The sequence below is a fragment of the Pseudomonas sp. 8Z genome (assembly GCF_902506535.1).
Classification (GTDB): Bacteria; Pseudomonadota; Gammaproteobacteria; order Pseudomonadales; family Pseudomonadaceae; genus Aquipseudomonas.
Window position 1 is genome coordinate 962,385 of the sequence record NZ_LR733825.1, and the last position, 23,115, is coordinate 985,499.

27 protein-coding genes are annotated in these 23,115 nt (G+C 60.2%); 13 read left to right on the forward strand and 14 right to left on the reverse strand.

Going from position 1 to position 23,115, the window contains the following annotated elements; translation table 11 throughout:
- Positions 1–21: 21 nt before the first annotated feature.
- The gene (locus tag AERO9A_RS08615) at positions 22–651 is read right to left on the reverse strand and encodes an alpha/beta hydrolase (protein ID WP_159971485.1); all 630 of its coding nucleotides are present in this window, start codon (positions 649–651) and stop codon (positions 22–24) included.
- 121 nt (positions 652–772) lie between these two features.
- Here AERO9A_RS08615 and AERO9A_RS08620 point away from each other — a divergent pair, with 121 nt between their 5' ends.
- Together AERO9A_RS08620 and AERO9A_RS08625 are read left to right on the forward strand one after the other, a co-directional pair.
- Positions 773–1,207, forward strand: coding sequence for a YhcB family protein (locus AERO9A_RS08620; RefSeq protein WP_159971486.1), 435 nt, complete (start codon positions 773–775; stop codon positions 1,205–1,207).
- Positions 1,208–1,327: 120 nt separating this feature from the next.
- Complete coding sequence (locus AERO9A_RS08625; protein ID WP_159971487.1) at positions 1,328–2,566, forward strand: DUF2254 domain-containing protein; 1,239 nt, start codon at positions 1,328–1,330, stop codon at positions 2,564–2,566.
- 249 nt (positions 2,567–2,815) lie between these two features.
- Here AERO9A_RS08625 and cysN read toward each other — a convergent pair whose 3' ends face one another.
- The 3 genes from cysN to AERO9A_RS08640 all read right to left on the reverse strand — a co-directional run bounded on the left by cysN (position 2,816) and on the right by AERO9A_RS08640 (position 6,531).
- Positions 2,816–4,711 carry a sulfate adenylyltransferase subunit CysN gene (gene cysN / locus AERO9A_RS08630; protein ID WP_159971488.1) on the reverse strand — a complete coding sequence of 632 codons (1,896 nt, stop codon included), beginning with the start codon at positions 4,709–4,711 and terminating at the stop codon, positions 2,816–2,818.
- A 12-nt stretch (positions 4,712–4,723) separates the two neighbouring features.
- Positions 4,724–5,641, reverse strand: coding sequence for a sulfate adenylyltransferase subunit CysD (gene cysD / locus AERO9A_RS08635; RefSeq protein ID WP_159971489.1), 918 nt, complete (start codon positions 5,639–5,641; stop codon positions 4,724–4,726).
- A 131-nt stretch (positions 5,642–5,772) separates the two neighbouring features.
- A complete protein-coding gene (locus AERO9A_RS08640; protein ID WP_159971490.1) occupies positions 5,773–6,531 on the reverse strand; it encodes a Nif3-like dinuclear metal center hexameric protein in 759 nt (252 codons plus the stop codon).
- Positions 6,532–6,642: 111 nt separating this feature from the next.
- Between AERO9A_RS08640 and algW the strand changes: the two genes are divergently transcribed.
- Positions 6,643–7,785, forward strand: a complete 1,143-nt coding sequence (gene algW / locus AERO9A_RS08645) for a Do family serine endopeptidase AlgW (protein WP_159971491.1) — start codon at positions 6,643–6,645, stop codon at positions 7,783–7,785.
- 65 nt (positions 7,786–7,850) lie between these two features.
- On the opposite strand, the gene hisC is transcribed toward algW, so the two are convergent.
- The 10 genes from hisC to AERO9A_RS08695 all read right to left on the reverse strand — a co-directional run bounded on the left by hisC (position 7,851) and on the right by AERO9A_RS08695 (position 15,863).
- A complete protein-coding gene (gene hisC / locus AERO9A_RS08650) occupies positions 7,851–8,903 on the reverse strand; it encodes a histidinol-phosphate transaminase (RefSeq protein WP_159971492.1) in 1,053 nt (350 codons plus the stop codon).
- An 80-nt stretch (positions 8,904–8,983) separates the two neighbouring features.
- Positions 8,984–10,294, reverse strand: a complete 1,311-nt coding sequence (hisD, locus tag AERO9A_RS08655; RefSeq protein WP_159971493.1) for a histidinol dehydrogenase — start codon at positions 10,292–10,294, stop codon at positions 8,984–8,986.
- Positions 10,295–10,414: 120 nt separating this feature from the next.
- A complete protein-coding gene (gene hisG, locus AERO9A_RS08660) occupies positions 10,415–11,050 on the reverse strand; it encodes an ATP phosphoribosyltransferase (protein ID WP_159971494.1) in 636 nt (211 codons plus the stop codon).
- A gap of 135 nt (positions 11,051–11,185) precedes the next feature.
- Positions 11,186–12,451 carry a UDP-N-acetylglucosamine 1-carboxyvinyltransferase gene (murA, locus tag AERO9A_RS08665; protein ID WP_159971495.1) on the reverse strand — a complete coding sequence of 422 codons (1,266 nt, stop codon included), beginning with the start codon at positions 12,449–12,451 and terminating at the stop codon, positions 11,186–11,188.
- A 22-nt stretch (positions 12,452–12,473) separates the two neighbouring features.
- The gene (locus tag AERO9A_RS08670) at positions 12,474–12,713 is read right to left on the reverse strand and encodes a BolA family protein (RefSeq protein ID WP_159971496.1); all 240 of its coding nucleotides are present in this window, start codon (positions 12,711–12,713) and stop codon (positions 12,474–12,476) included.
- Positions 12,714–12,837: 124 nt separating this feature from the next.
- On the reverse strand, positions 12,838–13,143 hold the full coding sequence (locus tag AERO9A_RS08675; RefSeq protein ID WP_159971497.1) for a lipid asymmetry maintenance protein MlaB: 306 nt from the start codon (positions 13,141–13,143) through the stop codon (positions 12,838–12,840).
- Positions 13,140–13,772: a phospholipid-binding protein MlaC gene (locus tag AERO9A_RS08680; protein ID WP_159971498.1), complete on the reverse strand. Its 633-nt coding sequence runs from the start codon at positions 13,770–13,772 to the stop codon at positions 13,140–13,142. The genes AERO9A_RS08675 and AERO9A_RS08680 overlap by 4 nt, the downstream gene beginning before the upstream one ends.
- A 14-nt stretch (positions 13,773–13,786) precedes the next feature.
- Positions 13,787–14,257, reverse strand: a complete 471-nt coding sequence (gene mlaD / locus AERO9A_RS08685) for an outer membrane lipid asymmetry maintenance protein MlaD (protein WP_159971499.1) — start codon at positions 14,255–14,257, stop codon at positions 13,787–13,789.
- Complete coding sequence (mlaE, locus tag AERO9A_RS08690; protein ID WP_159971500.1) at positions 14,257–15,054, reverse strand: lipid asymmetry maintenance ABC transporter permease subunit MlaE; 798 nt, start codon at positions 15,052–15,054, stop codon at positions 14,257–14,259. Before mlaE ends, mlaD begins: the two co-directional genes overlap by 1 nt.
- Positions 15,054–15,863 (reverse strand): ATP-binding cassette domain-containing protein, encoded by an 810-nt coding sequence (locus tag AERO9A_RS08695; RefSeq protein WP_159971501.1) that lies wholly within the window; start codon positions 15,861–15,863, stop codon positions 15,054–15,056. Before AERO9A_RS08695 ends, mlaE begins: the two co-directional genes overlap by 1 nt.
- Positions 15,864–16,110: 247 nt before the next feature.
- On the opposite strand from AERO9A_RS08695, the gene AERO9A_RS08700 reads away from it, so the two are divergent.
- The 10 genes from AERO9A_RS08700 (at position 16,111) to AERO9A_RS08745 (ending at position 23,095) form a co-directional block, all read left to right on the forward strand.
- Positions 16,111–17,085, forward strand: coding sequence for a KpsF/GutQ family sugar-phosphate isomerase (locus AERO9A_RS08700; RefSeq protein WP_159971502.1), 975 nt, complete (start codon positions 16,111–16,113; stop codon positions 17,083–17,085).
- Positions 17,085–17,606 carry an HAD family hydrolase gene (locus AERO9A_RS08705; RefSeq protein ID WP_159971503.1) on the forward strand — a complete coding sequence of 174 codons (522 nt, stop codon included), beginning with the start codon at positions 17,085–17,087 and terminating at the stop codon, positions 17,604–17,606. The genes AERO9A_RS08700 and AERO9A_RS08705 overlap by 1 nt, the downstream gene beginning before the upstream one ends.
- Before the next feature lie 8 nt (positions 17,607–17,614).
- Complete coding sequence (gene lptC, locus AERO9A_RS08710) at positions 17,615–18,181, forward strand: LPS export ABC transporter periplasmic protein LptC (RefSeq protein ID WP_159971504.1); 567 nt, start codon at positions 17,615–17,617, stop codon at positions 18,179–18,181.
- On the forward strand, positions 18,168–18,707 hold the full coding sequence (gene lptA / locus AERO9A_RS08715) for a lipopolysaccharide transport periplasmic protein LptA (protein ID WP_159971505.1): 540 nt from the start codon (positions 18,168–18,170) through the stop codon (positions 18,705–18,707). The genes lptC and lptA overlap by 14 nt, the downstream gene beginning before the upstream one ends.
- On the forward strand, positions 18,707–19,432 hold the full coding sequence (gene lptB / locus AERO9A_RS08720; protein WP_159971506.1) for an LPS export ABC transporter ATP-binding protein: 726 nt from the start codon (positions 18,707–18,709) through the stop codon (positions 19,430–19,432). Before lptA ends, lptB begins: the two co-directional genes overlap by 1 nt.
- A 136-nt stretch (positions 19,433–19,568) precedes the next feature.
- Entirely contained in the window at positions 19,569–21,062 is a 1,494-nt protein-coding gene (locus tag AERO9A_RS08725) for an RNA polymerase factor sigma-54 (protein WP_159971507.1), read from the forward strand.
- A gap of 99 nt (positions 21,063–21,161) precedes the next feature.
- Entirely contained in the window at positions 21,162–21,470 is a 309-nt protein-coding gene (gene hpf, locus AERO9A_RS08730) for a ribosome hibernation-promoting factor, HPF/YfiA family (protein WP_159971508.1), read from the forward strand.
- A gap of 12 nt (positions 21,471–21,482) precedes the next feature.
- Positions 21,483–21,947 (forward strand): PTS IIA-like nitrogen regulatory protein PtsN, encoded by a 465-nt coding sequence (gene ptsN / locus AERO9A_RS08735; RefSeq protein WP_159971509.1) that lies wholly within the window; start codon positions 21,483–21,485, stop codon positions 21,945–21,947.
- Positions 21,948–21,949: 2 nt separating this feature from the next.
- Entirely contained in the window at positions 21,950–22,807 is an 858-nt protein-coding gene (rapZ, locus tag AERO9A_RS08740; RefSeq protein ID WP_159971670.1) for an RNase adapter RapZ, read from the forward strand.
- A gap of 15 nt (positions 22,808–22,822) precedes the next feature.
- Positions 22,823–23,095, forward strand: a complete 273-nt coding sequence (locus tag AERO9A_RS08745; RefSeq protein ID WP_159971510.1) for an HPr family phosphocarrier protein — start codon at positions 22,823–22,825, stop codon at positions 23,093–23,095.
- The last annotated feature ends 20 nt before the right edge of the window (positions 23,096–23,115 follow it).

The window sequence follows — 23,115 nt, forward strand, 5'->3', positions numbered from 1 at the left end:
GTTCGCTTAGAGATGAAAGGCTTACAGGCGAGGCAACAGCAGATCCTTGAGATCCGTCAGCTTGCCGTGAAAAAAGTGACCGCATTCTGCCACTTTCAACAGCTCATGGGCACGCCCAAGGTTGGCTGACCAATCGTAGACAGCCTGCGGCTCGATCACTTCATCGGTTTCAGGCTGGATCACCACCAGCGGGCATTGGCTGGCAGGCGGGGTTTCAGCAGTCAGGCGATGCACGGCGGGAGCAACCATGAACAGCTTGCTCGGCGTGACACCCTGCGCCTCCAGGCGTGCGCCCAGGGCAGCCGCGACAAAGCCACCGAAGGAAAAGCCCAGCAGAGTGATAGGCAGGTTCGGGTACTCCTCCTGCAGCCAGACGGCCACGGCCTCGGCGTCATCCACTTCGCCAGTGCCCATATCATGGCTACCAGCACTGGCGCCCACGCCACGATAGTTGAAACGCAGAGTGTGGTATCCACTATCACGCGCAGTACGCTGCAACGTGGAGACCACTTTGTTGAGCATGGTGCCGCCCTGTATCGGATTGGGGTGGCAGACCAACGCCACACCGCGGGCGTCCGGTACTTCCAACAGCAAGGCTTCGAGCTGGCCCACTGGGCCTTGAATAAAAAGAGGGGTTTCGCGACTGAGCAACACTGAACTCCGTGACCCCGCAACGGGTCGACTCGTCTAGCAAACTACCTGCGCGGTAAACGTATACAGCGCCGGTTCGAGCCGCTAACGTAAAGCAAAGCCGTTTTGAGAGGAAGGACTCGTGGAACAGACACTTGCAGCCTGGTTGATACCCGCCCTGACCCTGGTGGTCGGCATCGCCGTGGGCTTTCTGCTCGCCCGCCTGGCCCCCAATGCCGCACCCAGCCGGACGCAGCGGCAGATGGATGAAATGCAGGCACGCTTCGAGGCCTACCAGAACGAAGTGGTCACCCACTTCAACACCACCGCCAGCCTGGTGAAAAAACTCACCCAGAGCTACCAGGACGTGCAGGAGCACCTGTCCGACGGCGCCAACCGCCTGGCCCTGGACGAACTGACCCGTCAGCGTCTGCTGGCCACCCTCAACAGTGCGGAAAGCGGCGAGAAGCGCGAGCGCCTGACACCGCCAAAGAATTACGAAATGCCCAAGGACTACGCGCCCAAGACCGACGGGCCTGGCATGCTCGACGAGAGTTACGGCCTGAAGAAGTCCTGACGACACGTGCACGATGACCAACGCCCCGGCCCGCCGGGGCGTTGTTTTTTCGGCCATAGCCTGCACCGCAGAGCGCCAGCCGACTATGATCGCAGGTGTTTCCCTTCCCGAGGACACCTCATGTCGCGCTGGCAATGGCTACTGACACGAATGACCCGGCAGCTCTGGTTTCGCGCCACGCTGATCGGTGCGCTGGGCATCGCCGCCGCCGGCCTGGCCGCCCTGACCGAGCACCTGCTGCCCTGGGATTTGCCCACCACCATCGGCGCCGACGCAGTCGACGGCATTCTCAACATCATCGCCTCAAGCATGCTCGCGGTGACCACCTTCAGCCTCAGCGTGATGACCTCGGCCTATAGTGCCGCCACCAGCAACGTCACACCGCGTGCGATCAAACTGCTGATCGAAGACCGCCTGACGCAGAACGTGCTGTCCAGTTTCATCGGTTCCTTCCTATTCAGCATCGTCGGTATCGTCGTACTCAAGACCGGCGCCTACGGCGACAGCGGGCGTTTCGTCCTGTTCATCGTGACCATCGCCGTGATTGCACTGGTGGTGGTCAGCTTGCTGCGCTGGATCGATCACCTGACGCGCCTGGGCCGTGTCGGCGAGACCACCGAGCGCGTCGAGGAGGCCACCCAGCGCGCCATCGACTGGCGCTGTGCCAATCCCTACCTGGGCGGCAGCCCGGCGCCCGTCAATCAGGCGATCCCCGACAATGTCCTGCGCCTGACGGCTGATACGGTCGGCTACGTGCAGCATGTCGACATGACGGCTCTGGCCGAACAGGCCGATTGCCTAGACAGCGATATCCACCTGCTGGCAGCGCCCGGCGCCTTCGTCTATCCCGACACGCCGCTGGCCTGGATCGATCTCCAGCATGAGGATGACAAAGCCCTGAAATGCGTCCGCGAGGCATTCAGCATCGGAAAAGAGCGCAGCTTCGACCAAGATCCACGCTTCGGTCTGGCGGTGCTGAGCGAGATTGCCTCACGCGCGCTGTCACCGGCGGTCAATGATCCGGGTACGGCAATCGATGTGCTGGGGCGTCAGGCACGCGTGCTCTGCACCTGGGCACGCGACCAGCAAGCGGATCAGACGCCGCAATTCCCCAGGGTCTGGGTTGAGGCACTGCATACGCGCGATCTGTTCGAGGATGCCTTCAACCCCATCGCCCGCGACGGAGCGAGCCTGCTCGAAGTGCAGATGAAGCTGCGCAAAACGCTGCAGGCCCTCAGCCAGATGGGCGACGCTGCGTTTCGCCAGGCCGCCTTCGAACAGGCAGAACGCGCCCTGGCACGCGCGGAACAGGCCATGACCCAGGAAGCGGACAAGCAGCGCCTGCGCGAACTGCGTTAGCAAACGGCAGATAGCACAACGCCGGGCATTAGCCCGGCGTTGCAGAGGTAGAACAAGCGATTAGCAGGCTGTTGAAAAACGTAGGCGAGGCCGGCAAGACAATACCGATGGCGGCCCCGCAAAAACGGCCGAAAAACGCTCGGAGTCGCGTTCGACTTTACGTGTTGTAAATGAGCATTTTGACTGGGCTCGCACGCGAGGCCGTTTTTAACGCAGTATTGCCAACGCAGGTAGTTTTTCAACGGCCTGTCAGATCGCGCCGCGACTGCGCAGCAGATCCAGCACCGCCTTGACACCCTCCTCGACCGATTGCGTCTGGGTGTCGATCACCAGATCGGCATTCAGCGGCACGTCGTAGGGGAAGCCCTCGCCTGGGATGTTGTCGCCACCGGCGGCATACAACCCCTGCGGGTCACGCTCGGCGCAGACCTGCGGCGAGGCCTGGACGTAGACGGTCAGGGCGCGTTCGCTGCCTATCAGTGCCTTGGCCTGCTCACGACCTTCGGCATCCGGGGCGACGAACGCCGCCAGGGCAATCATCCCGGCCTCGTTGAACTGACGCGCCACATGCGCGGCACGACGCCAGTTCTCGGCACGCCCGGCGCGATCCTGCGCCAGCCCCTTGTTCAGGTCATGACGCAGGTTCTGGCCGTCGAGCACATAGACCGCACGGCCCATGTCGAACAACTTGCGCTCCACGGCATAGGCCAAAGTGCTCTTGCCCGCGCCGGAGAGACCAGTGAAGAGCACCGTGGCTGGCTGCTGGCCGAAGCGCGACGCACGCTCCTCGGTAGACACATGTGCCAGGCGGCCATGCTGACCACCACCATGAGCAACCGGGTCGGCAATGATCATGCCTGCACCGACAGTGCCATTGGTCAGGCGGTCGATGACAATGAATGCGCCCGTGGTGCGGTTGTACTCGTAACCATCGAGGGCAATCGGCGCATCCAGCGCGACCTTGACCCGACCGATCTCGTTGAGTTTCAGCTCGCTGGCCGCGCCCTGTTCCAGGGTATTCACGTCGACGCGATGGACGATGCTGGGGATCGAGCCCGGCACGTAGCTGGTGGCGCGCTTGATGTCGTATTTCTTGCCCGGCAGCATCGGCTCTTCGCCCATCCACACCAGCATGGCCTCGAAGCTGTCGGTGACCTGCGGACGATTATCAGCATGTACCAGCATATCGCCGCGCGACACGTCGATTTCGTCTTCCAGGGTCAGGGTGATCGCCTGGCCGGGACCAGCCTGCTCCAGTTCGCCTTCGAAGGTGACGATGGACTTGACCCGACTGCTCTTGCCCGACGGCAAGGCCAGAACCTCATCGCCCTTGTGCACGATGCCGCTGGCCAGAGTGCCAGCAAAGCCACGGAAGTTCAGGTTCGGCCGGTTGACGTACTGCACCGGGAAGCGCAGGTCATCGAAATTGCGGTCGCCAGCGACTTCAACAGTCTCGAGAATTTCCATCAGCGACTGGCCGCTATACCACGGCGAGCGCTCGGACTTGTTGACCACGTTGTCGCCCTTGAGCGCCGACATCGGCACGAACTCAAGGGTGGTCGGACGTAGGTTGATCTTCTCGGCGAAGGCCAGGTAATCAGCCTTGATCTGCTCGAAGACGCCCTGATCGAAGTCCTTGAGATCCATCTTGTTGACGGCGACAACGATGTGCTTGATACCCAGCAAGGAAGTGATGAAGCTGTGACGCTTGGTCTGGGTCTGCACGCCGTAACGGGCGTCGATCAGGATGATGGCCAGGTCGCAAGTCGAAGCACCGGTAGCCATGTTGCGCGTGTACTGCTCATGGCCGGGGGTGTCGGCGATGATGAACTTGCGCTTGGCGGTGGAGAAGTAGCGATAGGCCACATCGATGGTGATGCCCTGCTCGCGCTCAGCCTGCAGGCCGTCGACCAGCAGCGCCAGGTCGATGTCTTCACCGGTGGTACCAACCTTCTTGGAGTCCTTGGTGATGGCTTCCAGGTGATCTTCGTAGATCATCTTGGAATCGTGCAGCAGGCGGCCGATCAGCGTGCTCTTGCCGTCATCGACGTTACCGCAGGTGAGAAAGCGCAGCAGTTCCTTGCGTTCATGCTGGGCCAAATAAGCGAGGATGTCCTCGCTGATCAAATCAGACTGATGACTCATGGTGCGCGATCCTTAGAAATAGCCCTGGCGTTTTTTCTCTTCCATCGATCCGGCTGCATCGTGATCGATCACGCGCCCCTGACGTTCGGAAGTACGGGTCAGGAGCATTTCCTGGATGATGTCCGGCAGCGTGGTGGCAGTGGATTCCACGGCACCGGTCAGCGGGTAGCAGCCAAGGGTACGGAAACGCACCATCTTCTTGGTGATGCTGGCCTTCTGCTCGGGCGTCAGGTGCTCAAGGATGCGCTCATCATCAATCATGATCAGCGCGCCGTTCATCTCGATCACTTCGCGCTCGGCGGCGAAGTACAGCGGTACAATCGGGATTTGCTCCAGATAGATGTACTGCCAGATATCCAGCTCGGTCCAGTTCGACAGCGGGAACACGCGGATCGACTCGCCCTTCTTCACCTTGCCGTTGTACACGTTCCACAGCTCGGGGCGCTGGTTCTTCGGATCCCAGCGGTGCTTGCTGTCGCGGAAGGAGTACACGCGCTCCTTGGCGCGAGATTTCTCCTCGTCGCGGCGCGCGCCACCGAAGGCGGCGTCAAAGCCGTACTTGTCCAGCGCCTGCTTGAGGCCTTCGGTCTTCATCACATCGGTGTGCTTGGCACTGCCGTAAGTGAAGGGGTTCATGTCCTGCGCCACGCCATCGGGGTTGATGTGGGTCAGCAGATCCAGGCCGTATTCGCTGACCATCTTCTCGCGGAAGCGGTACATGTCCTGGAATTTCCAGCGGGTGTCGACGTGCAGCACCGGGAACGGCAGCTTGCCAGGGAAGAACGCCTTACGGGCCAGATGCAGCATCACGGCGGAATCTTTACCGATGGAATAGAGCATCACCGGGTTGTCGAATTCGGCGGCCACTTCACGAATGATGTGGATGCTTTCCGCCTCCAGCTGCTTGAGATGGGTCAGTTTGTCGAGCATGGCTACTCACGGTTTGCTGTTGTAGGGCCGGCGGGCCGTGGACGAGGGCGCACTCTATCACAGCGTCTTCTTATACTCAGAACACTGGTTAGACCGAAACGATCTAGAGTTATACCGCCTCGTGCGCGCGTCTACACCGGGTTGGGACAATCGATGAACACATGCTCCAGGGCGAAACGGCGCGCCAGATAATCACCAAGCGCCTGCACGCCATAGCGCTCGGTGGCATGGTGACCGGCAGCAATGAAGCTCACACCATTTTCACGAGCACTGTGGAAGGTCTGCTCGGACGCCTCCCCCGTCAGGTACAGGTCGACACCTGCGGCAATCGCCTGATCGATATAGCCCTGGCCACCGCCAGTGCACCAACCGATGCGCCGAATCAATCCAGCGCCCTCGACCAGTAAGGGCTCACGGCCCAGCACCTGCTGCACATGGCGGGCGAAATCGGTGGCGCTCATGGGCTCGTCCAGCGAACCGACCAGGCCAACGGTGCGCGGATTTTCCGGTTCCAGCGCCCCCTCGACGACGATGCCGAGCTGGCGCGCCAACTGCACGTTGTTACCCACCTCGGAATGCACGTCGAGCGGCAGGTGATAGGCCAGCAAGCTGATGTCATTGGCCAGCAATGCCTTCAGACGACGCTGTTTCATACCGGTAATGCAAGGATTTTCGCCCTTCCAGAAATAACCATGGTGCACCAGCAGCACATCGGCCTCGGCCTCGATGGCTGCCTCGATCAACGCCTGACTGGCGGTAACGCCGCTGACGATACGGCGCACCTGTGGACGCCCTTCAACCTGCAGCCCATTTGGGCAGTAGTCAGCAATACGCGCGGCATTGAGCAGTTGGTCAGCTTCGCCAACCAGTGTGGACAGAGCAATGGCCATGAAGATTCCTTTTACGCTGTTGCAGGCCGCTGCCTTATTGCCGCGCACCTCTTTATAATGCGCCACCTTAAAGGGGCGCATTTGGCCCCCGCAACCCTCAGGATTGTCTCGATGCCCAAGGCCCTGCGTTTTCTCGGCTGGCCGCTACTGGTCGGCGTACTGCTCGCCCTCCTGCTGATCCAGCAATATCCGGAATGGGTCGGCCTGCCGAGCCAGGACGTAAAGTTGGTTCAGGCCCCAACCTACAAGCGCACGCAAGAAGGCCCGGTCTCCTATGCCGAAGCAGTCGACATCGCCTCGCCTGCCGTAGCGAACCTGTACACCACCAAGCTGGTCAGCAAGCCGAGTCATCCGCTATTCGAGGATCCAGCATTCCGTCGCTTCTTCGGCGATAACCTGCCACGCCAGCAGCGTATGGAATCCAGCCTAGGTTCCGCCGTACTCATGAGCAAGGAAGGCTATCTGCTGACCAACAACCACGTGGTCAGCGGCGCCGATGAGATTGTCGTAGCCCTCAAGGATGGTCGCGAGACCCACGCCCACCTGGTCGGCAGCGACCCGGAAACCGACCTGGCCGTGCTCAAGATCGACCTGGACAACCTGCCTGCCATGACCCTGGGGCGCTCGGACAACCTGCGCATCGGCGACGTCACCCTGGCCATCGGTAACCCCTTCGGCGTCGGTCAGACGGTGACCATGGGCATTATCAGCGCCACCGGGCGCAATCAATTGGGCTTGAACACCTACGAAGACTTCATCCAGACCGACGCGGCGATCAACCCCGGCAACTCAGGCGGCGCACTGGTCGACGCGCATGGCAATCTGGTGGGCATCAATACGGCGATCTTCTCCAAATCCGGCGGCTCGCAAGGCATCGGTTTCGCCATCCCGGTGAAACTGGCACTGGAGGTAATGCAGGCGATCATCGAGCACGGCCAGGTCATCCGCGGCTGGCTGGGCATCGAAGTGCAGCCGCTGACGCCGGAACTGGCCGAGTCCTTCGGCCTGGAAGGACGCCCCGGCATCGTCGTTGCAGGCCTGTACCGCGATGGCCCGGCGCAAAAGGCTGGCCTGCAACCAGGTGACCTGATTCTCAGCATCGATGGCGAGCCCGCCGGTGATGGTCGCCGCTCGATGAATCAAGTGGCTCGCACCAAGCCCGGCGACAAAATCCTCATCGAAGTGCTGCGCAACGGTAAGCCCCTGAAGCTGACAGCCGAAATCGGCCTGCGTCCACCAGCCAGCAGCAACTGAAGCCAACTAGGCAATAAAAAGGCCGGTAGCGCTCAGCGCTACCGGCCTTTTTGCTTCTGGCTGGCTTACAAACCCTGCAAGGCGTCCAGCAACGCCTGATTCTGCTCCGGCGTACCGATGGTGATACGCAGGAACTGGGCGATACGCTGCTGCTTGAAGTGGCGCACGATCACGCCCTGTTCACGCAAACCCGTTGCCAACGTCGCAGCATCCTTGCTCGGGTGACGAGCGAAAACGAAGTTGGCCGCCGACGGCAGCACCTCGAAGCCCAGCCCCTGCAAGCCAGCAACCACCGCTTCACGGCTGTCGATAACCTGCTGGCAGGTTTTCTCGAAATAGGCGCGATCCTCAAAGGCCGCCGCCGCACCGGCAATGGCGATACGGTCGAGCGGATAGGAGTTGAAGCTATTCTTGATCCGTTCCAGTGCCTCGATCAGGTCAGGATGCCCGATCGCGATGCCGGCACGCAGTCCGGCCAGCGAACGCGACTTGGACAGGGTCTGGGTCACCAGCAGGTTCGGGTACTGATCGACCAGGGCAATGGCCGTCCGTCCGCCGAAGTCGATATAAGCCTCGTCCACCAGCACCACACTATCGGGGCTTGCCTGCAGCAGGCGCTCGATGGCGTCGAGCGGCAGCAGGCAACCCGTCGGCGCATTGGGGTTGGGGAAGATAATGCCGCCGTTGGGGCGGGCATAATCCTCGACACGAATCTGGAACTGCTCGCCCAGCGCCACCTGCTGGTACTCGATGCCATACAGACCGCAGTAAACCGGATAGAAGCTGTAGCTGATATCCGGGAACAGCAATGGCGCCTCATGCTGGAACAGGCCATAGAAGGCGTGCGCCAGCACCTCGTCGGAGCCATTGCCGACGAACACCTGAGCAGGCTGAACGCCGTAATAATCGGCCACAGCCTGCTTCAGGCGATCACCGTTGGGATCCGGGTACAGGCGCAGGTTGTCGTTGACCTCGGCCTGCATCGCCGCAATGGCCTTGGGCGACGGGCCGTAGGGGTTCTCGTTGGTGTTGAGCTTGACCAGCTTGCTCAGCTTGGGTTGCTCGCCTGGCACATAAGGCACCAGGTCTTTGACGAAGGGGCTCCAGAATTTGCTCATCTGCCCTTCTCTCCTCGAATGCTTGAGTTGTCTTATGCATAGCGGTGGACAAGCGAAGCGTTGTCCACCCTACGCAAGCCTTAAGGCTTGATTCGGTATTCAGCGCTGCGCGCATGCGCGGTCAGCGACTCGCCACGGGCCAGAACCGAAGCACTCTTGCCCAGCTCCGACGCACCATCCGGCGAGCAGAAGATGATCGACGAGCGTTTCTGGAAGTCGTACACCCCCAGCGGCGAGGAAAAACGCGCGGTACCGGAGGTCGGTAGCACATGGTTCGGCCCAGCCACGTAGTCGCCCAGGGCTTCTGCGGTGTAACGGCCCATGAAGATGGCGCCGGCGTGACGAATCTCGGGCAGCCAGGCTTCCGGATCGGCCACCGACAGCTCCAGGTGTTCCGGCGCAATACGGTTGGCCACCTCGATGGCCTGCTCCATGTCGGCCACCTGGATCAGCGCGCCCCGACCTTCCAGCGAGGTACGGATGATCTCGGCACGCTCCATGGTCGGCAGCAGTTCTCCGATGCTTGCAGCCACGCGATCAAGGAAGGCGGCATCCGGGCTGACCAGGATCGATTGGGCGTCCTCGTCGTGCTCGGCTTGGGAGAACAGATCCATGGCGATCCAGTCAGGATCGGTCTGGCCATCGCACACCACGAGAATCTCCGACGGCCCGGCGATCATGTCGATGCCGACCTTGCCGAACACATGGCGCTTGGCGGTAGCCACGTAGATATTGCCGGGGCCGACGATCTTGTCCACCGGTGGCACGCTCTCAGTGCCATAGGCCAGCGCGGCGACGGCCTGGGCACCACCGATGGTGAACACGCGGTCGACACCGGCGATGGCGGCCGCAGCCAGGACGATCTCGTTGATCTCGCCACGCGGCGTCGGCACCACCATCACCACCTCGGGCACACCGGCCACCTTGGCCGGGATGGCGTTCATCAGCACCGAAGACGGATAGGAGGCCTTGCCGCCCGGCACGTACAGACCGGCACGATCCAGCGGGGTGACCTTCTGCCCCAACACCGTGCCATCGGCCTCGGTGTAGCGCCAGGAATCCTGCTTCTGCTTCTCGTGGTAGCTGCGCACGCGCTCGGCAGCGACTTCCAGCGCCTCACGCTGAGCCGGACTGATACGGGTCAGGGCCAATTCCAGACGCTCGCGCGGCAGGATCAGGTCGGCCATGCTGGCGACCTCCAGACCATCGAAACGCTGGGTGTACTCAACCAGAGCCGCGTCGCCGCGCTCACGCACGGCCTGGATAATTTCCAGCACGCGCTGATTGACGCCATCGTCGGACACGCTCTCCCAGCTCAGCAGATGATCCAGATGTCGGGCGAAGTCCTGGTCAGCGGCGTTGAGTCGGCGTATGGCGATTGGAGCAGTCATGGCTAAGCCTCGTGTGATAGCGAATCAGGCGCCGCTAGAGTAGCAAGCCCACCGTGCGGGCACCTGAGAATTTGGCTATGACACGGATAGGCTGCCGCGACCAGAAGTCGCGGTAAGGAATCAGCCTTGGTGTCGCGCCTCGATGGCGCCACGAAGAGTTTCGATCAGCGCCTGGATGCGCGCGTGCTGCATCTTCATCGAAGCCTTGTTGACGATCAGGCGCGAACTGATGGTGGCGATCAGTTCTTGTGGTTCCAGCCCATTGGCACGCAGAGTGTTGCCGGTGTCGACCACATCAATGATCTTGTCGGCCAGCCCCACCAACGGTGCCAACTCCATCGAGCCGTACAGTTTGATGATATCGACCTGGCGGCCCTGCTCGGCGTAGTAACGCTTGGCAACATTGACGAACTTGGTGGCCACGCGCAGACGCCCCTTAGGCTCCGCCGCGCCGACCTTACCTGCCGTCATCAGCTTGCACTGAGCGATCTGCAGATCCAGCGGCTCGTAGATGCCTTGGCCGCCGTACTCCATCAGCACGTCCTTGCCGGCGACACCGAGGTCGGCAGCGCCATGCTCAACATAAGTGGGCACGTCAGTGGCGCGCACGATCAGCAGGCGCACGTCATCCTGAGTAGTCGGGATGATCAGCTTGCGGCTCTTGTCCGGATTCTCGGTCGGCTCAATGCCAGCCGCCGCCAACAGTGGCAGGGTGTCATCGAGAATACGGCCTTTGGACAGGGCAATGGTCAGCATGAAACGGTTTCCTTGAGCGGAAGCGACCGCGCCAAAACGGAGCGGCCCTACGACAATGGCGACAAACACCAGACCTGCTTACAACCTCGCAAGCTAGCGCCTGCGTTCTGCAGGCGCGCAGCCAGTTACAGGTCTTCAGCCCGGCACGCGGCGAATCTTGGCGCCGAGTAACAGCAGCTTCTCTTCAATGCACTCGTAACCACGGTCGATGTGGTAAATGCGGTCGATCAGCGTATCACCCTCAGCCACCAGCGCGGCCAGCACCAGGCTCGCCGAAGCACGCAGGTCAGTCGCCATCACCGGCGCGCCCTTGAGCGCCTCAACACCGTTGACGATGGAGGTGTTGCCCTCGACCTGGATGTTGGCGCCCATGCGCAGCATCTCGTAGACGTGCATGAAGCGATTTTCGAACACGGTTTCGATCACAGTACCGGTGCCTTCGGCCACCGCGTTCAGTGCAACGAACTGCGCCTGCATATCGGTGGGAAATGCCGGGTACGGCGCGGTGCGCAGGTTGACAGCCTTGGGGCGCTTGCCCTTCATGTCCAGCTCGATCCAGTCCGGCCCGGTGGTAATGTCCGCACCAGCTTCCTGCAGTTTGGCCAGCACAGCCTCCAGGGTAGAAGGATCGGTGTCCTTGAGCTTGACCCGACCACCAGTGATCGCTGCGGCCACCAGGTAAGTACCGGTTTCGATACGGTCGGGCATCACATTGAAACGCGCACCGTGCAGACGCTCAACACCATCGATGATGATGGTGTCAGTACCGGCGCCCTGAATCTTCGCGCCCATGGCGATCAGGCAGTTGGCCAGATCGACCACTTCCGGCTCGCGCGCAGCGTTTTCCAACACACTGCGCCCCTTGGCCAGGGTGGCGGCCATCATGATGTTCTCGGTACCGGTGACGCTGACCACATCGAAGAAGAAGTGCGCGCCACGCAGACCGCCTTCCGGCGCTCTAGCCTTGATATAGCCGCCTTCCACGTCGATCTTCGCACCCATGGCTTCAAGACCACGAATGTGCAGATCGACCGGCCGCGAACCGATGGCGCAACCGCCGGGCAGCGCTACTTCGGCCTCACCAAAACGCGCCACCATCGGCCCAAGCACCAGAATCGAGGCACGCATGGTCTTGACCAGCTCATAGGGCGCAACCAGGGTCTTGATCGCGCGGGCGTCAACCTCGACAGCCAGCTTCTCGTCGATCACCGGCTCGATCCCCATACGACCGAACAATTCGATCATGGTGGTGATGTCATGCAGGTGTGGCAGGTTGCAAATGGTGACAGGCTCGTCACCCAACAACGTGGCAGCCAGAATCGGCAGTGCGGAGTTCTTGGCACCGGAGATGCGAATTTCACCGTCTAGGCGAACACCGCCGGTAATGATCAGTTTATCCATAGGAGTCTCGTCGCCCGCAGGCTCAGGAACGCGCGGCCCAGTCGGCCTGGCTGAAGAATTTCATGGTCACCGCGTGGATGCTGCCATCGGCGATCCAGGCATTGAGGTGGGCATAAATCTGTTGCTGACGCTTGACCGGGCTGAGAGCGGCCAGCTCGTCACTGATCAGGTTGAGCTGGAAGTTGCAGCCTTCACCTTCCACTTCCACCTGGGTATTCGGGAGTTTTGCCTCTAGGAGGCTTTTCACTTCTGCAGCCTGCATGCTCGACCTCGATTGACGCAGTTGGGCCCTGGGCCCGCGGGTCGGCCATCATACAAAAAAGCCCATCGACTGCGAACCCCGCGCAACATGCCACTGACGGAGGGCTGCCAAGCCCTCCACGATTTCATGAAGCGATCGGCAGCAACTCAAGCAACGCACTGACCTGCGCCATTTCACGCAGCTCTTCAGGCAGGGCGCGAATATGCAGTTCACGACCGGCCTGACGCGCATCACGCATGAAGGCCAGCAACAGCGAAAGGCCAACACTGTTGGACTTGCTGATAGCACTGCAATCGAGCACCAGCGCAGTAGTACCACCTTGAATGAGTCGCCGCCCCTGCTCACGCAAGAGCGGCCCGCTGGCGTGGTCGATTACACCACTGAGAACAAGCTCGCCTGGAACGCGCTCGACGATGGCAGCCTGACTCACGACTCGCTCCTGGCCTCACGGGCCTTGGCCACGGTATCAACCCAGGTATCGATGACCTTGTCCAGATCATTGCGATTGTTCTGCATGGACTGTGCGAACTGGTCACGGAACAACTTGCCGATGTTAATGCCGTTGATGATCACATTACGCATCTTCCAAGTGCCATCCTGCGCCACCATGGTATAGGACAGCGGGTAAACCACGCCCTTACCATCGCGGATTTCCATGTTCACCGACGCGCGCTCAGCATCCGTTCCCGTACTGGCAGGCAGCACACGAATATCCTGATTGTTGTATTCAAGCAGCGCATTGCCATAGAACTGCATCAGGCCACGCTTGAAGTTCTCCTGAAAACGGGTCATCTGCTCCACCGATGCCTTACGCGAATAACGCACGGTCATGACGCCGCGCGAAATGCCGTCGACATCGACCACCGGGCCAAGGATGTCATTCAGGGCCTGATAGAAAGCGGCAGGATCGCTGCGGTATTGCTCCTTGTTAGCCTTGAGATCGGTCAGCAGCTTATCGGTGGTTTGCTGCACCACTTCATGAGCGCTCGGCGCAGCCAATGCCAGCAACGGCAGGGAGGCAAGCACAGCCAGCAGGGAATTGCGTAGGGTCTTGAGCATGTTTGGGGCCCTCATCACTTGGCTTCGTCTTTATTGACCGAATTGAGCAGGAACTTGCCAATCAGGTCTTCCAGCACCAGCGCAGACTGCGTGTCATGAATGGTGCTGCCTTCCTTGAGCACCGCCTCGTCACCACCAACGCTAATGCCGACGTATTTCTCACCGAGCAGCCCCGCTGTCAGGATCGACGCCGTGGAATCATCCGGCAGGTTGTTGACATGGCTATCGAGCTCCAACGTCACGCGCCCCATATAACTGTCGTGATCCAGATCGATGGCCGTTACCTTGCCAATGGTCACACCAGCCATGGTCACCTTGGCGCGCACGGTCAGCCCGGCGATGTTGTCGAAGTAGGCGTAGACCCTATAGGTATCTCCGGCCGCACCGACACTCAGGCCGCTAACCCGCAGGGCCAAAAGCAGCAAAGCCAGCAGTCCAGCCAAGAGGAACAAGCCGACACCAATCTCCAGCGTGCGGTTTTGCATCAGAAATCTCCAAACATCAAAGCGGTCAGAATGAAGTCCAGCCCAAGCACGGCCAGCGAGGCGTACACCACAGTACGTGTGGTGGCACGGCTGATACCCTCGGACGTGGGCTCGCAGTCGTAACCCTGAAACACCGCGATCCAGGTCACCACGAATGCGAAGACGATGCTCTTGATCACGCCATTGAGCACGTCGTCATAAAAAGAAACACTGTTCTGCATATTGGCCCAGAACGAGCCCTCGTAGACCCCGAGCCAGTCCACGGCGACCATGGCCCCACCCCAGATACCCACCACGCAGAAAATCATCGCCAGCAGTGGCATGGAAATGAAACCTGCCCACAGGCGCGGCGCGACGATGTACTTGAGCGGGTCGACACCGATCATCTCCAGACTGGAGAGCTGCTCGGTGGACTTCATATTGCCGATCTCGGCGGTCAGTGCCGAACCGGCACGCCCGGCGAACAGCAAGGCCGTGACCACCGGCCCCAGCTCACGCAACAGCGTAAGAGCGACCATCTGTCCAACCGCCTGCTCAGAACCATAGCTGACCAGAATGTTGTAACCCTGCAGCGCCAGCACCATGCCGATAAAGACGCCGGACACCACGATGATCGCCAGCGACAGCACACCCACCGAGTAAAGCTGCTTGATCAGTAGCTGCAATGGCTTGCCGGCACTGCTACGCCCGAAGACAGCATGAGCGAGAAAGAGCACCGAGCGCCCCAACGTCGCCACCACATCGATACCCGCGCGGCCGAACAGGCGCAGCCGTTCTAGTGGAGAAGTCCTACGCATTACAGTTTCCCCAATAGATCATCGCGGTAATCAGTCGCCGGATAATGGAACGGCACCGGCCCATCAGGAATTCCCTTCATGAACTGACGGATACGTGGATTATCGGAGTTCATCAGCTCGGTCGGCGTTCCCTGACCCAACACCTGAGCATCACCAACCACATAAATGTAATCGGCAATGCTGGCGGTCTCAGCCAGGTCATGCGAGACCACCACACTGGTAATGCCCAACGCATCATTGAGCAGGCGAATGAGCCGTACCAGAACACCCATGGCAATAGGGTCCTGGCCGACGAAAGGCTCGTCATACAACAAAATCTGCGGGTCTAGAGCGATAGCACGCGCCAGGGCCACACGGCGCTTCATGCCACCAGACAACTCATCGGGCATCAGCTCGATGGCGCCACGCAGACCAACGGCCTGCAACTTGAGCAGCACAATGTCACGAATCATTTCTTCCGGGAGCTGGGTGTGCACGCGCAGGGGAAAGGCGACGTTTTCGAACACATCAAGATCGGTGAACAGCGCACCACTTTGAAACAGCACGCCCATCTGTTTACGCATGTCGAACAGCGCTTCACGCGACAACGTGGGCAGGCTTACCCCGGCGACTCGAATATCACCGGCAGAAGGCCGTAGTTCGGCGGCAATAAGCCGCAGCAACGTCGTTTTACCGCAACCAGACGGCCCCATGATGCCGGTGACCTTGCCGCGCGGAATACGGATATCGACGTTGTCGAAAATCGCACGCGCACCACGCCGGAAACTGACGCCTTGCAGCTCAATTGCGTAATCGTGTTCGGCGCTCATCTAGACTCCTTTGAAATTCAAGCCTTCCTGGCAGACGCCACCTCCCATGCATGGAGACACAGCTACTGGATGGCTGAAATGGCCGCGGACTATAGCATTTGCCATACAAAGGGCCCAGCATGCCGGTTTTTCACGTTCAGATTCGCGACAGCTTTGCGAGCCAATCTACATTTTGTAGAAGGTGAGCAGGACACGCTTTATCGGTATAATCTCCGCCTTTTTCGCAAGAAGCAGCTAACGCCCTCCCATGAATAAGAGCCACGACCTGATCGAAACAGCCCGCCGCACCATCCGCATGGAAATCGACGCGGTGCAGGAACTGCTGCCGCGCATCGATAACGACTTTGTCAAAGCTTGCGAAATGATCCTGCAAGCCAAGGGTCGCGTGGTTGTAGTGGGCATGGGCAAATCCGGGCACATTGGCAACAAGATCGCCGCGACCCTGGCCAGCACCGGTACAGCGGCTTTTTTCGTACACCCGGCCGAAGCCAGCCACGGCGACATGGGCATGATTACCCGTGACGACATCGTCCTGGCCCTTTCTAACTCCGGTAGCACCGCCGAGATCGTCACCCTGCTGCCGTTGATCAAGCGCCTCGGCATCCAAATGATCAGTATGACCGGCAACCCGGAATCGCCGCTGGCCAAGGCCGCTGAGGTCAATCTGGATGCCCGTGTTTCGCAGGAAGCCTGCCCACTGAACCTGGCGCCCACCTCTTCCACCACAGCCAGCCTGGTACTGGGCGACGCCCTGGCCATCGCCCTACTGGAAGCCCGCGGCTTCACTGCCGAAGACTTTGCGTTCTCCCATCCAGGCGGTGCCCTGGGTCGTCGCCTGCTGCTCAAAGTGGAGCACGTCATGCACGCCGGTGACACACTGCCCTTGGTACAGCGCGGCACCAGCCTGCGTGACGCCCTACTGGAAATGACCCAAAAGAGCCTGGGCATGACTGCCGTACTGGAAAGCGATGGCCGCCTGGCCGGCATCTTCACCGATGGCGACCTACGCCGGGCGCTGGACAAAGGCATCGACGTGCGTGACGCAAAAATCGATGAGGTCATGACCGCCCACGGTAAGACCGTGCATGCAGAAATGCTCGCGGCAGAGGCCCTGAAAATCATGGAAGACAACAAGATTAGCGCCTTGGTGGTGGTCGACGAAGAAGATCGCCCGGTTGGCGCCTTTAATCTCGGCGATCTGCTACGCGCAGGAGTGATGTGATGAATAGTTTGTTGCAGCGTGCTCGTGACGTGAAACTGGCCGTATTCGACGTCGATGGCGTCCTGACCGATGGCCGCCTGTACTTTCTCGAAGACGGCAGCGAGTTCAAGACCTTCAACACCCTAGACGGCCATGGCATCAAAATGCTGATGGCCTCAGGGGTACGCACCGCCATCATCAGTGGCCGCAAGACACCAGTAGTCGAGCGCCGCGCCAACAACCTTGGTATCCAGCACCTGTTTCAGGGACGCGAAGACAAACTCGTCGTACTCGACGGCCTGCTCGCCGAACTCGGCCTAAGCTATGAGCAAGTCGCTTATCTCGGTGATGATTTGCCGGACCTGCCAGTCATTCGTCGGGTCGGCCTCGGCATGGCAGTGGCAAGCGCCGATGGCTTCGTGCGTCAGCACGCTCACGGCGTGACCCAAGCTCGCGGCGGCGAAGGCGCCGCCCGCGAATTTTGCGAACTGATCATGCGCGCCCAAGGCACGCTAGATGCGGCCCAAGCCGCTTACCTGTAGGGCACAGCATGCCGCGCAAAGCACTCAACCTCCTGATTTTCGCCCTGATCGCCGTACTGGTCGGCGCACTGGGCTACTGGAATATCGCGCCGGAAAACGCGCGCACCGCACAGCAGGCGGGCAGTGACGATATCGTTGATTTCTATGCCGTCGGCGCCCATACCGTACAGTTTCAAGACGACGGCAAACTGCATTACCGCATGACTGCCGACAAGCTTGAGCACATCAAGAGTAGCGACATTACCCAGGTCGAGAACCCCAAACTGGATCTCTACCGCGGCACCGAACTGCCCTGGAAAGTCACCAGCCAACGCGCTGAAGTGTCCCCGGGCGGCAACGAAGTCGAATTGATCGACGATGTACGCATCGCCCGTACCGACGCCAAGAATCGTCCGACCATCATCACCAGCAGCCGCATGACCGTGATTCCTGACAAGGAATATGCGCAGACCGAGCAAGCCGTTAGAATCGTCGCGGCCAATGGGGTGACCACGGCACAAGGAATGAAAGCGTACTTGAATGACGGCAGGATGATCCTGCAGTCCAACGTAAGAGGCCAGCATGAGGTTCGTTAATACCCTCCCCCTGATTTTCAGCCTCGGCGCCGCATTGGGAAGCGCGGCCGCCTGGGCCTTGCCCTCCGATCGCGACCAGCCGATCCGCATTCAGGCCGATACGGCTGAACTGGATGACAAGCAGGGCGTGGCGGTCTATCGCGGCGACGTAGTCATCACTCAGGGCACCCTGAAAATCACCGGTGATACCGTCACCATCACGCAGACTGCCAGCGGCGACGTTGACGTTTTCACCTCGGTAGGCAACCTGGCCTATTACGAGCAGAAGCCTGCGGTGGACAAGGAAATCGTCAAGGCCTACGGCAAAACCATCCAGTACTTCGCCAGCAATGAGCGCATCGTACTGATCGACCAAGCCAAGGTGATTCAGGAAGGCAACACCTTCGAAGGCGAGAAGATCGTCTACGACACCCGCCGCCAGATCGTCAACGCAGGCCGCGCCACCGGTAACAATGTAAGCATGCCGCGCCCACGCATCGACATGGTTATCCAACCGAAGAACAAGCCCGCGGATCAACAGCAGTAATGGCCACTCTCAAAGCTCAGCACCTGGCCAAGAGCTATAAAGGTCGCCAGGTCGTACGTGATGTCAGCCTGAATATCGAAAGCGGGCAGATTGTCGGCCTACTCGGCCCCAACGGCGCAGGCAAGACCACCTGCTTCTACATGATCGTCGGCCTGGTACGCGCCGATCAGGGGCGCGTCCTGATCGACGACCTCGACGTCAGCCACCAACCCATGCATGGCCGCGCCCGAGCAGGCGTTGGCTACCTGCCTCAGGAAGCCTCGATCTTCCGCAAACTGTCGGTGGCCGACAACATCATGGCCATTCTCGAAACCCGCAAAGACCTGGATCGTTCCGGTCGCCAGGCGGAGTTGGAAAACCTACTGCAGGAATTCCATATCCACCACATTGCCGACAGCCTGGGCATGAGCCTGTCAGGCGGCGAACGACGCCGCGTGGAGATCGCCCGCGCCCTAGCCACCAATCCCAAGTTCATCCTGCTCGACGAACCCTTCGCTGGTGTGGACCCGATTTCGGTGGGCGACATCAAACAGATCATCCACCACCTCAAGGCCAAGGGCATCGGCATCCTGATTACCGATCACAACGTGCGCGAGACCCTGGACATCTGCGAGACAGCCTACATCGTCAATGACGGTCAGCTAATCGCCGAAGGCGACGCCCAAACCATCCTCGCCAACCAGACGGTAAAAGATGTGTACCTGGGGCACGAGTTCCGCCTGTAAATCGCTCGGATTTGCATTACAGAAATAAGGCAACCCCTAGGCAAACGAGCGATTTTCAGGCATATAATTTGCTTCCTGGCGGCGCTTCGGCGCCCTGATGTGGAAGGCGTAACTCGCCAGTAAATTAAGGTCTGCAATGAAACCTTCGCTAGTCCTCAAGATGGGCCAGCAGCTGACGATGACACCGCAGCTGCAACAGGCTATCCGCCTCCTCCAACTGTCGACCCTGGATCTTCAGCAGGAAATCCAAGAGGCACTGGAATCCAATCCCATGCTCGAGCGCCAGGAAGATGGCGACGACTTCGATAACAGCGATCCGATGGCCGACGGCGCGGAAAGCGCCTCCCCAGCTCAGCCCAAGGAAGACAGCTTTCAGGAAACCACACCGACCGTGGACAACCTGGAAGATGGCGAATGGAACGAGCGCATTCCCAATGAACTACCTGTCGATACCGCCTGGGAAGACATCTACCAGACCAGCGCCAGCAGCCTGCCCAGCAATGACGATGACGAGTGGGACTTCACCACGCGTACTTCCGGTGGCGAAAGCCTGCAGAGCCACCTGCTCTGGCAACTCAACCTGGCGCCGATGTCGGACAAGGATCGCCTGATCGCCTCCACCCTCATCGACTGCATCAACAACGATGGCTACCTCGAAGAAACCCTCGAGGAAGTCACCGACTCCTTCGACCCTGAGCTGGACATCGAACTCGATGAAGTGGAAGTCGTCCTACACCGCATCCAGCAGTTCGAACCAGCCGGTATCGGCGCGCGCAACCTGCGCGAATGCCTGCTGCTGCAGTTGCGCCAATTGCCTGCCAGTACGCCCTGGCTGAACGAAACCCAGCGCCTGGTCAGTGATCATCTGGAACTGCTCGGCAGCCGCGACTATGCCCAATTGATGCGCCGCACCAAGCTCAAGGAAGACGAGCTCAAGCAGGTCATCGATCTGATCCAGCGCCTCAACCCGCGCCCAGGCTCACAGATTGAGTCGAGCGAGCCGGAGTACGTGGTGCCAGATGTGATCGTGCGCAAGCACAACGAGCGCTGGCTGGTGGAGCTGAACCAAGAAGCCATGCCGCGCCTGCGCGTCAATGCGCAGTACGCAGGCTTCGTCAAACGCGCCGACTCCAGCGCCGATAACACCTTCATGCGCAACCAGTTGCAGGAAGCACGCTGGTTCATCAAGAGCCTGCAAAGCCGCAACGAGACCCTGATGAAGGTGGCCACGCAGATAGTCGAACATCAGCGCGGCTTCCTCGACTACGGCGACGAGGCAATGAAACCGCTGGTGCTGCATGACATCGCAGAGGCGGTGGGCATGCACGAGTCGACCATCTCGCGTGTTACTACACAGAAGTTCATGCATACGCCGCGCGGTATTTACGAGCTGAAATACTTCTTCTCCAGCCACGTCAGCACCTCCGAAGGCGGCGAATGCTCGTCCACCGCGATCCGCGCGATCATCAAAAAACTGGTCGCCGCAGAAAACGCGAAAAAGCCGTTGAGCGACAGCAAGATCGCTGGTTTACTGGAAGCACAAGGCATCCAGGTCGCCCGTCGGACGGTTGCCAAATACCGCGAGTCTCTCGGTATCGCGCCGTCCAGTGAACGCAAGCGCCTGATGTAAGCAAGACAGACTGATCGCACACGCGAGCAGGCCACGGTGTTCCGGCGGTGGGCCGATTTCTGGCCCACCACTTACACAAGGCAACAAGGAGAAAGCGGTATGCAAGTCAACATCAGTGGACATCAGCTGGATGTGACCGACGCCCTGCGTGACTATATCGGCGAGAAACTGGGCCGACTGGAACGCCACTTCGACAAGATCACCAATGTTCAGGTGATCATGGAGGTCGAGAAGCTCAAGCAAAAGATCGAAGCCACCCTTCACGTTGCCGGCGGTGAGGTTGTCGCCAACGCTGAGCATACGGATATGTACGCTGCAATCGACCTGCTGGCCGACAAACTCGACCGTCAACTCATCAAGCACAAGGAAAAGCAGCTCGACCGCCTGCAAGGCGCTACAGCCCGCTGACATTTCCCCTCCATGATCCGACTTGAAAACATCCTGACCCCCGGCCGTTCCCTGGTGAACGTGCCGGGCGGCAGCAAGAAGCGCGTGCTCGAACAGATCGCCAGCCTGGTTGCCCGCGATCTCTCCGACCTGGACAACCAGGACATCTACGAAAGCCTCATTGCCCGCGAGAAACTCGGTTCTACCGGTTTCGGCAATGGCATCGCCATTCCTCACTGCCGCCTAGCTGGCTGCAGCGCCCCGATCAGTGCTCTGCTGCGCCTCGATACGGCGGTCGACTTCGACGCCATCGACGGAGCCCCGGTGGATTTGCTGTTCGTGCTGCTAGTACCGGAGGCTGCTACCGACGCCCACCTCGAACTCCTGCGCCAGATCGCCAGCATGCTCGACCGCCAGGACGTCCGCGAGCGCCTGCGCCAGGCACCGACCAGCGACGCGCTTTATCAGGTCGTCGTGGATATCCAGAACGGTCAATGACCATGCGCCTGATCATCGTCAGTGGTCGCTCCGGCTCAGGCAAGAGCACCGCCCTCGATGTCCTCGAAGACAACGGCTTTTATTGCATCGACAACCTGCCGGCCAGCCTGCTGCCGGATCTGGCTGAACGATTCCTGCCGCATAGCGACCTGATGCTACCGCAGGTCGCGGTCTCCATAGACGCCCGCAACCTGCTTAGCCAGTTACGCCGTTTTCCAGAGCTACTGAGCGAGGTCAACAAGCACGGCATCCGCTGCGAGGTGCTCTACCTCGATGCCGAAGACGACACCTTACTCAAACGCTTCTCGGAAACCCGCAGGCGCCACCCGCTAACCAACGACAATCGCTCGTTGGCCGAAGCCATCGCCTACGAGACGCAACTGCTGGCCCCGATAATCGACCTCGCCGACCTGCGAATCGACACTACTCGCCTGAACCTCTATCAACTGCGCGACACCCTCAAGCTGCGCCTGTTGGGCCAGGCCCAGACGGGCACAGCCTTTCTCGTCGAATCCTTTGGCTTCAAGCGCGGCATGCCCGTGGACGCTGATTTGGTGTTCGACGCGCGCTGCCTGCCCAACCCCTACTGGAAACCTGAACTGCGCGACTTTTCCGGGCTCGATCAGCCGGTTATCGACTACCTCGCCGCTCAGCCGGAAGTCGAGGAGATGTATCAGGACATCCTTGCCTATCTGGACAAATGGCTACCGCGTTTCGCCGCAAGCAATCGTGCTTACGTGACCGTCGCCATTGGCTGTACCGGTGGTCATCACCGCTCGGTCTATCTGGCCAGTCGCTTGAGCGAAGCACTAAAGCGGTCACTAAAGAACATTCAGGTTCGTCACCGCGACCTCAGCTAAGGAACTTCCGACGCGATGCCAAACCGCGAAATCACCATCATCAACAAGCTTGGCCTGCATGCCCGCGCGGCAGCCAAGTTCGTCGGCGTCGCCAGCCAATTTGCCTGCCAGGTGCGTATCGGTCGCAGCAGTGAGAGCCTGGTCGACGGCAAGAGCATCATGGCCGTGATGATGCTGGCCGCTGGCAAGGGCACCAACGTGCACCTGCATACCGAAGGCGAGCAGGACCAAGAAGCCATGGCCGCCCTGGTCGCGCTGATCGAAAACTATTTCGACGAAGGCGAATAAAGCTGCGGCACACAGCCAAA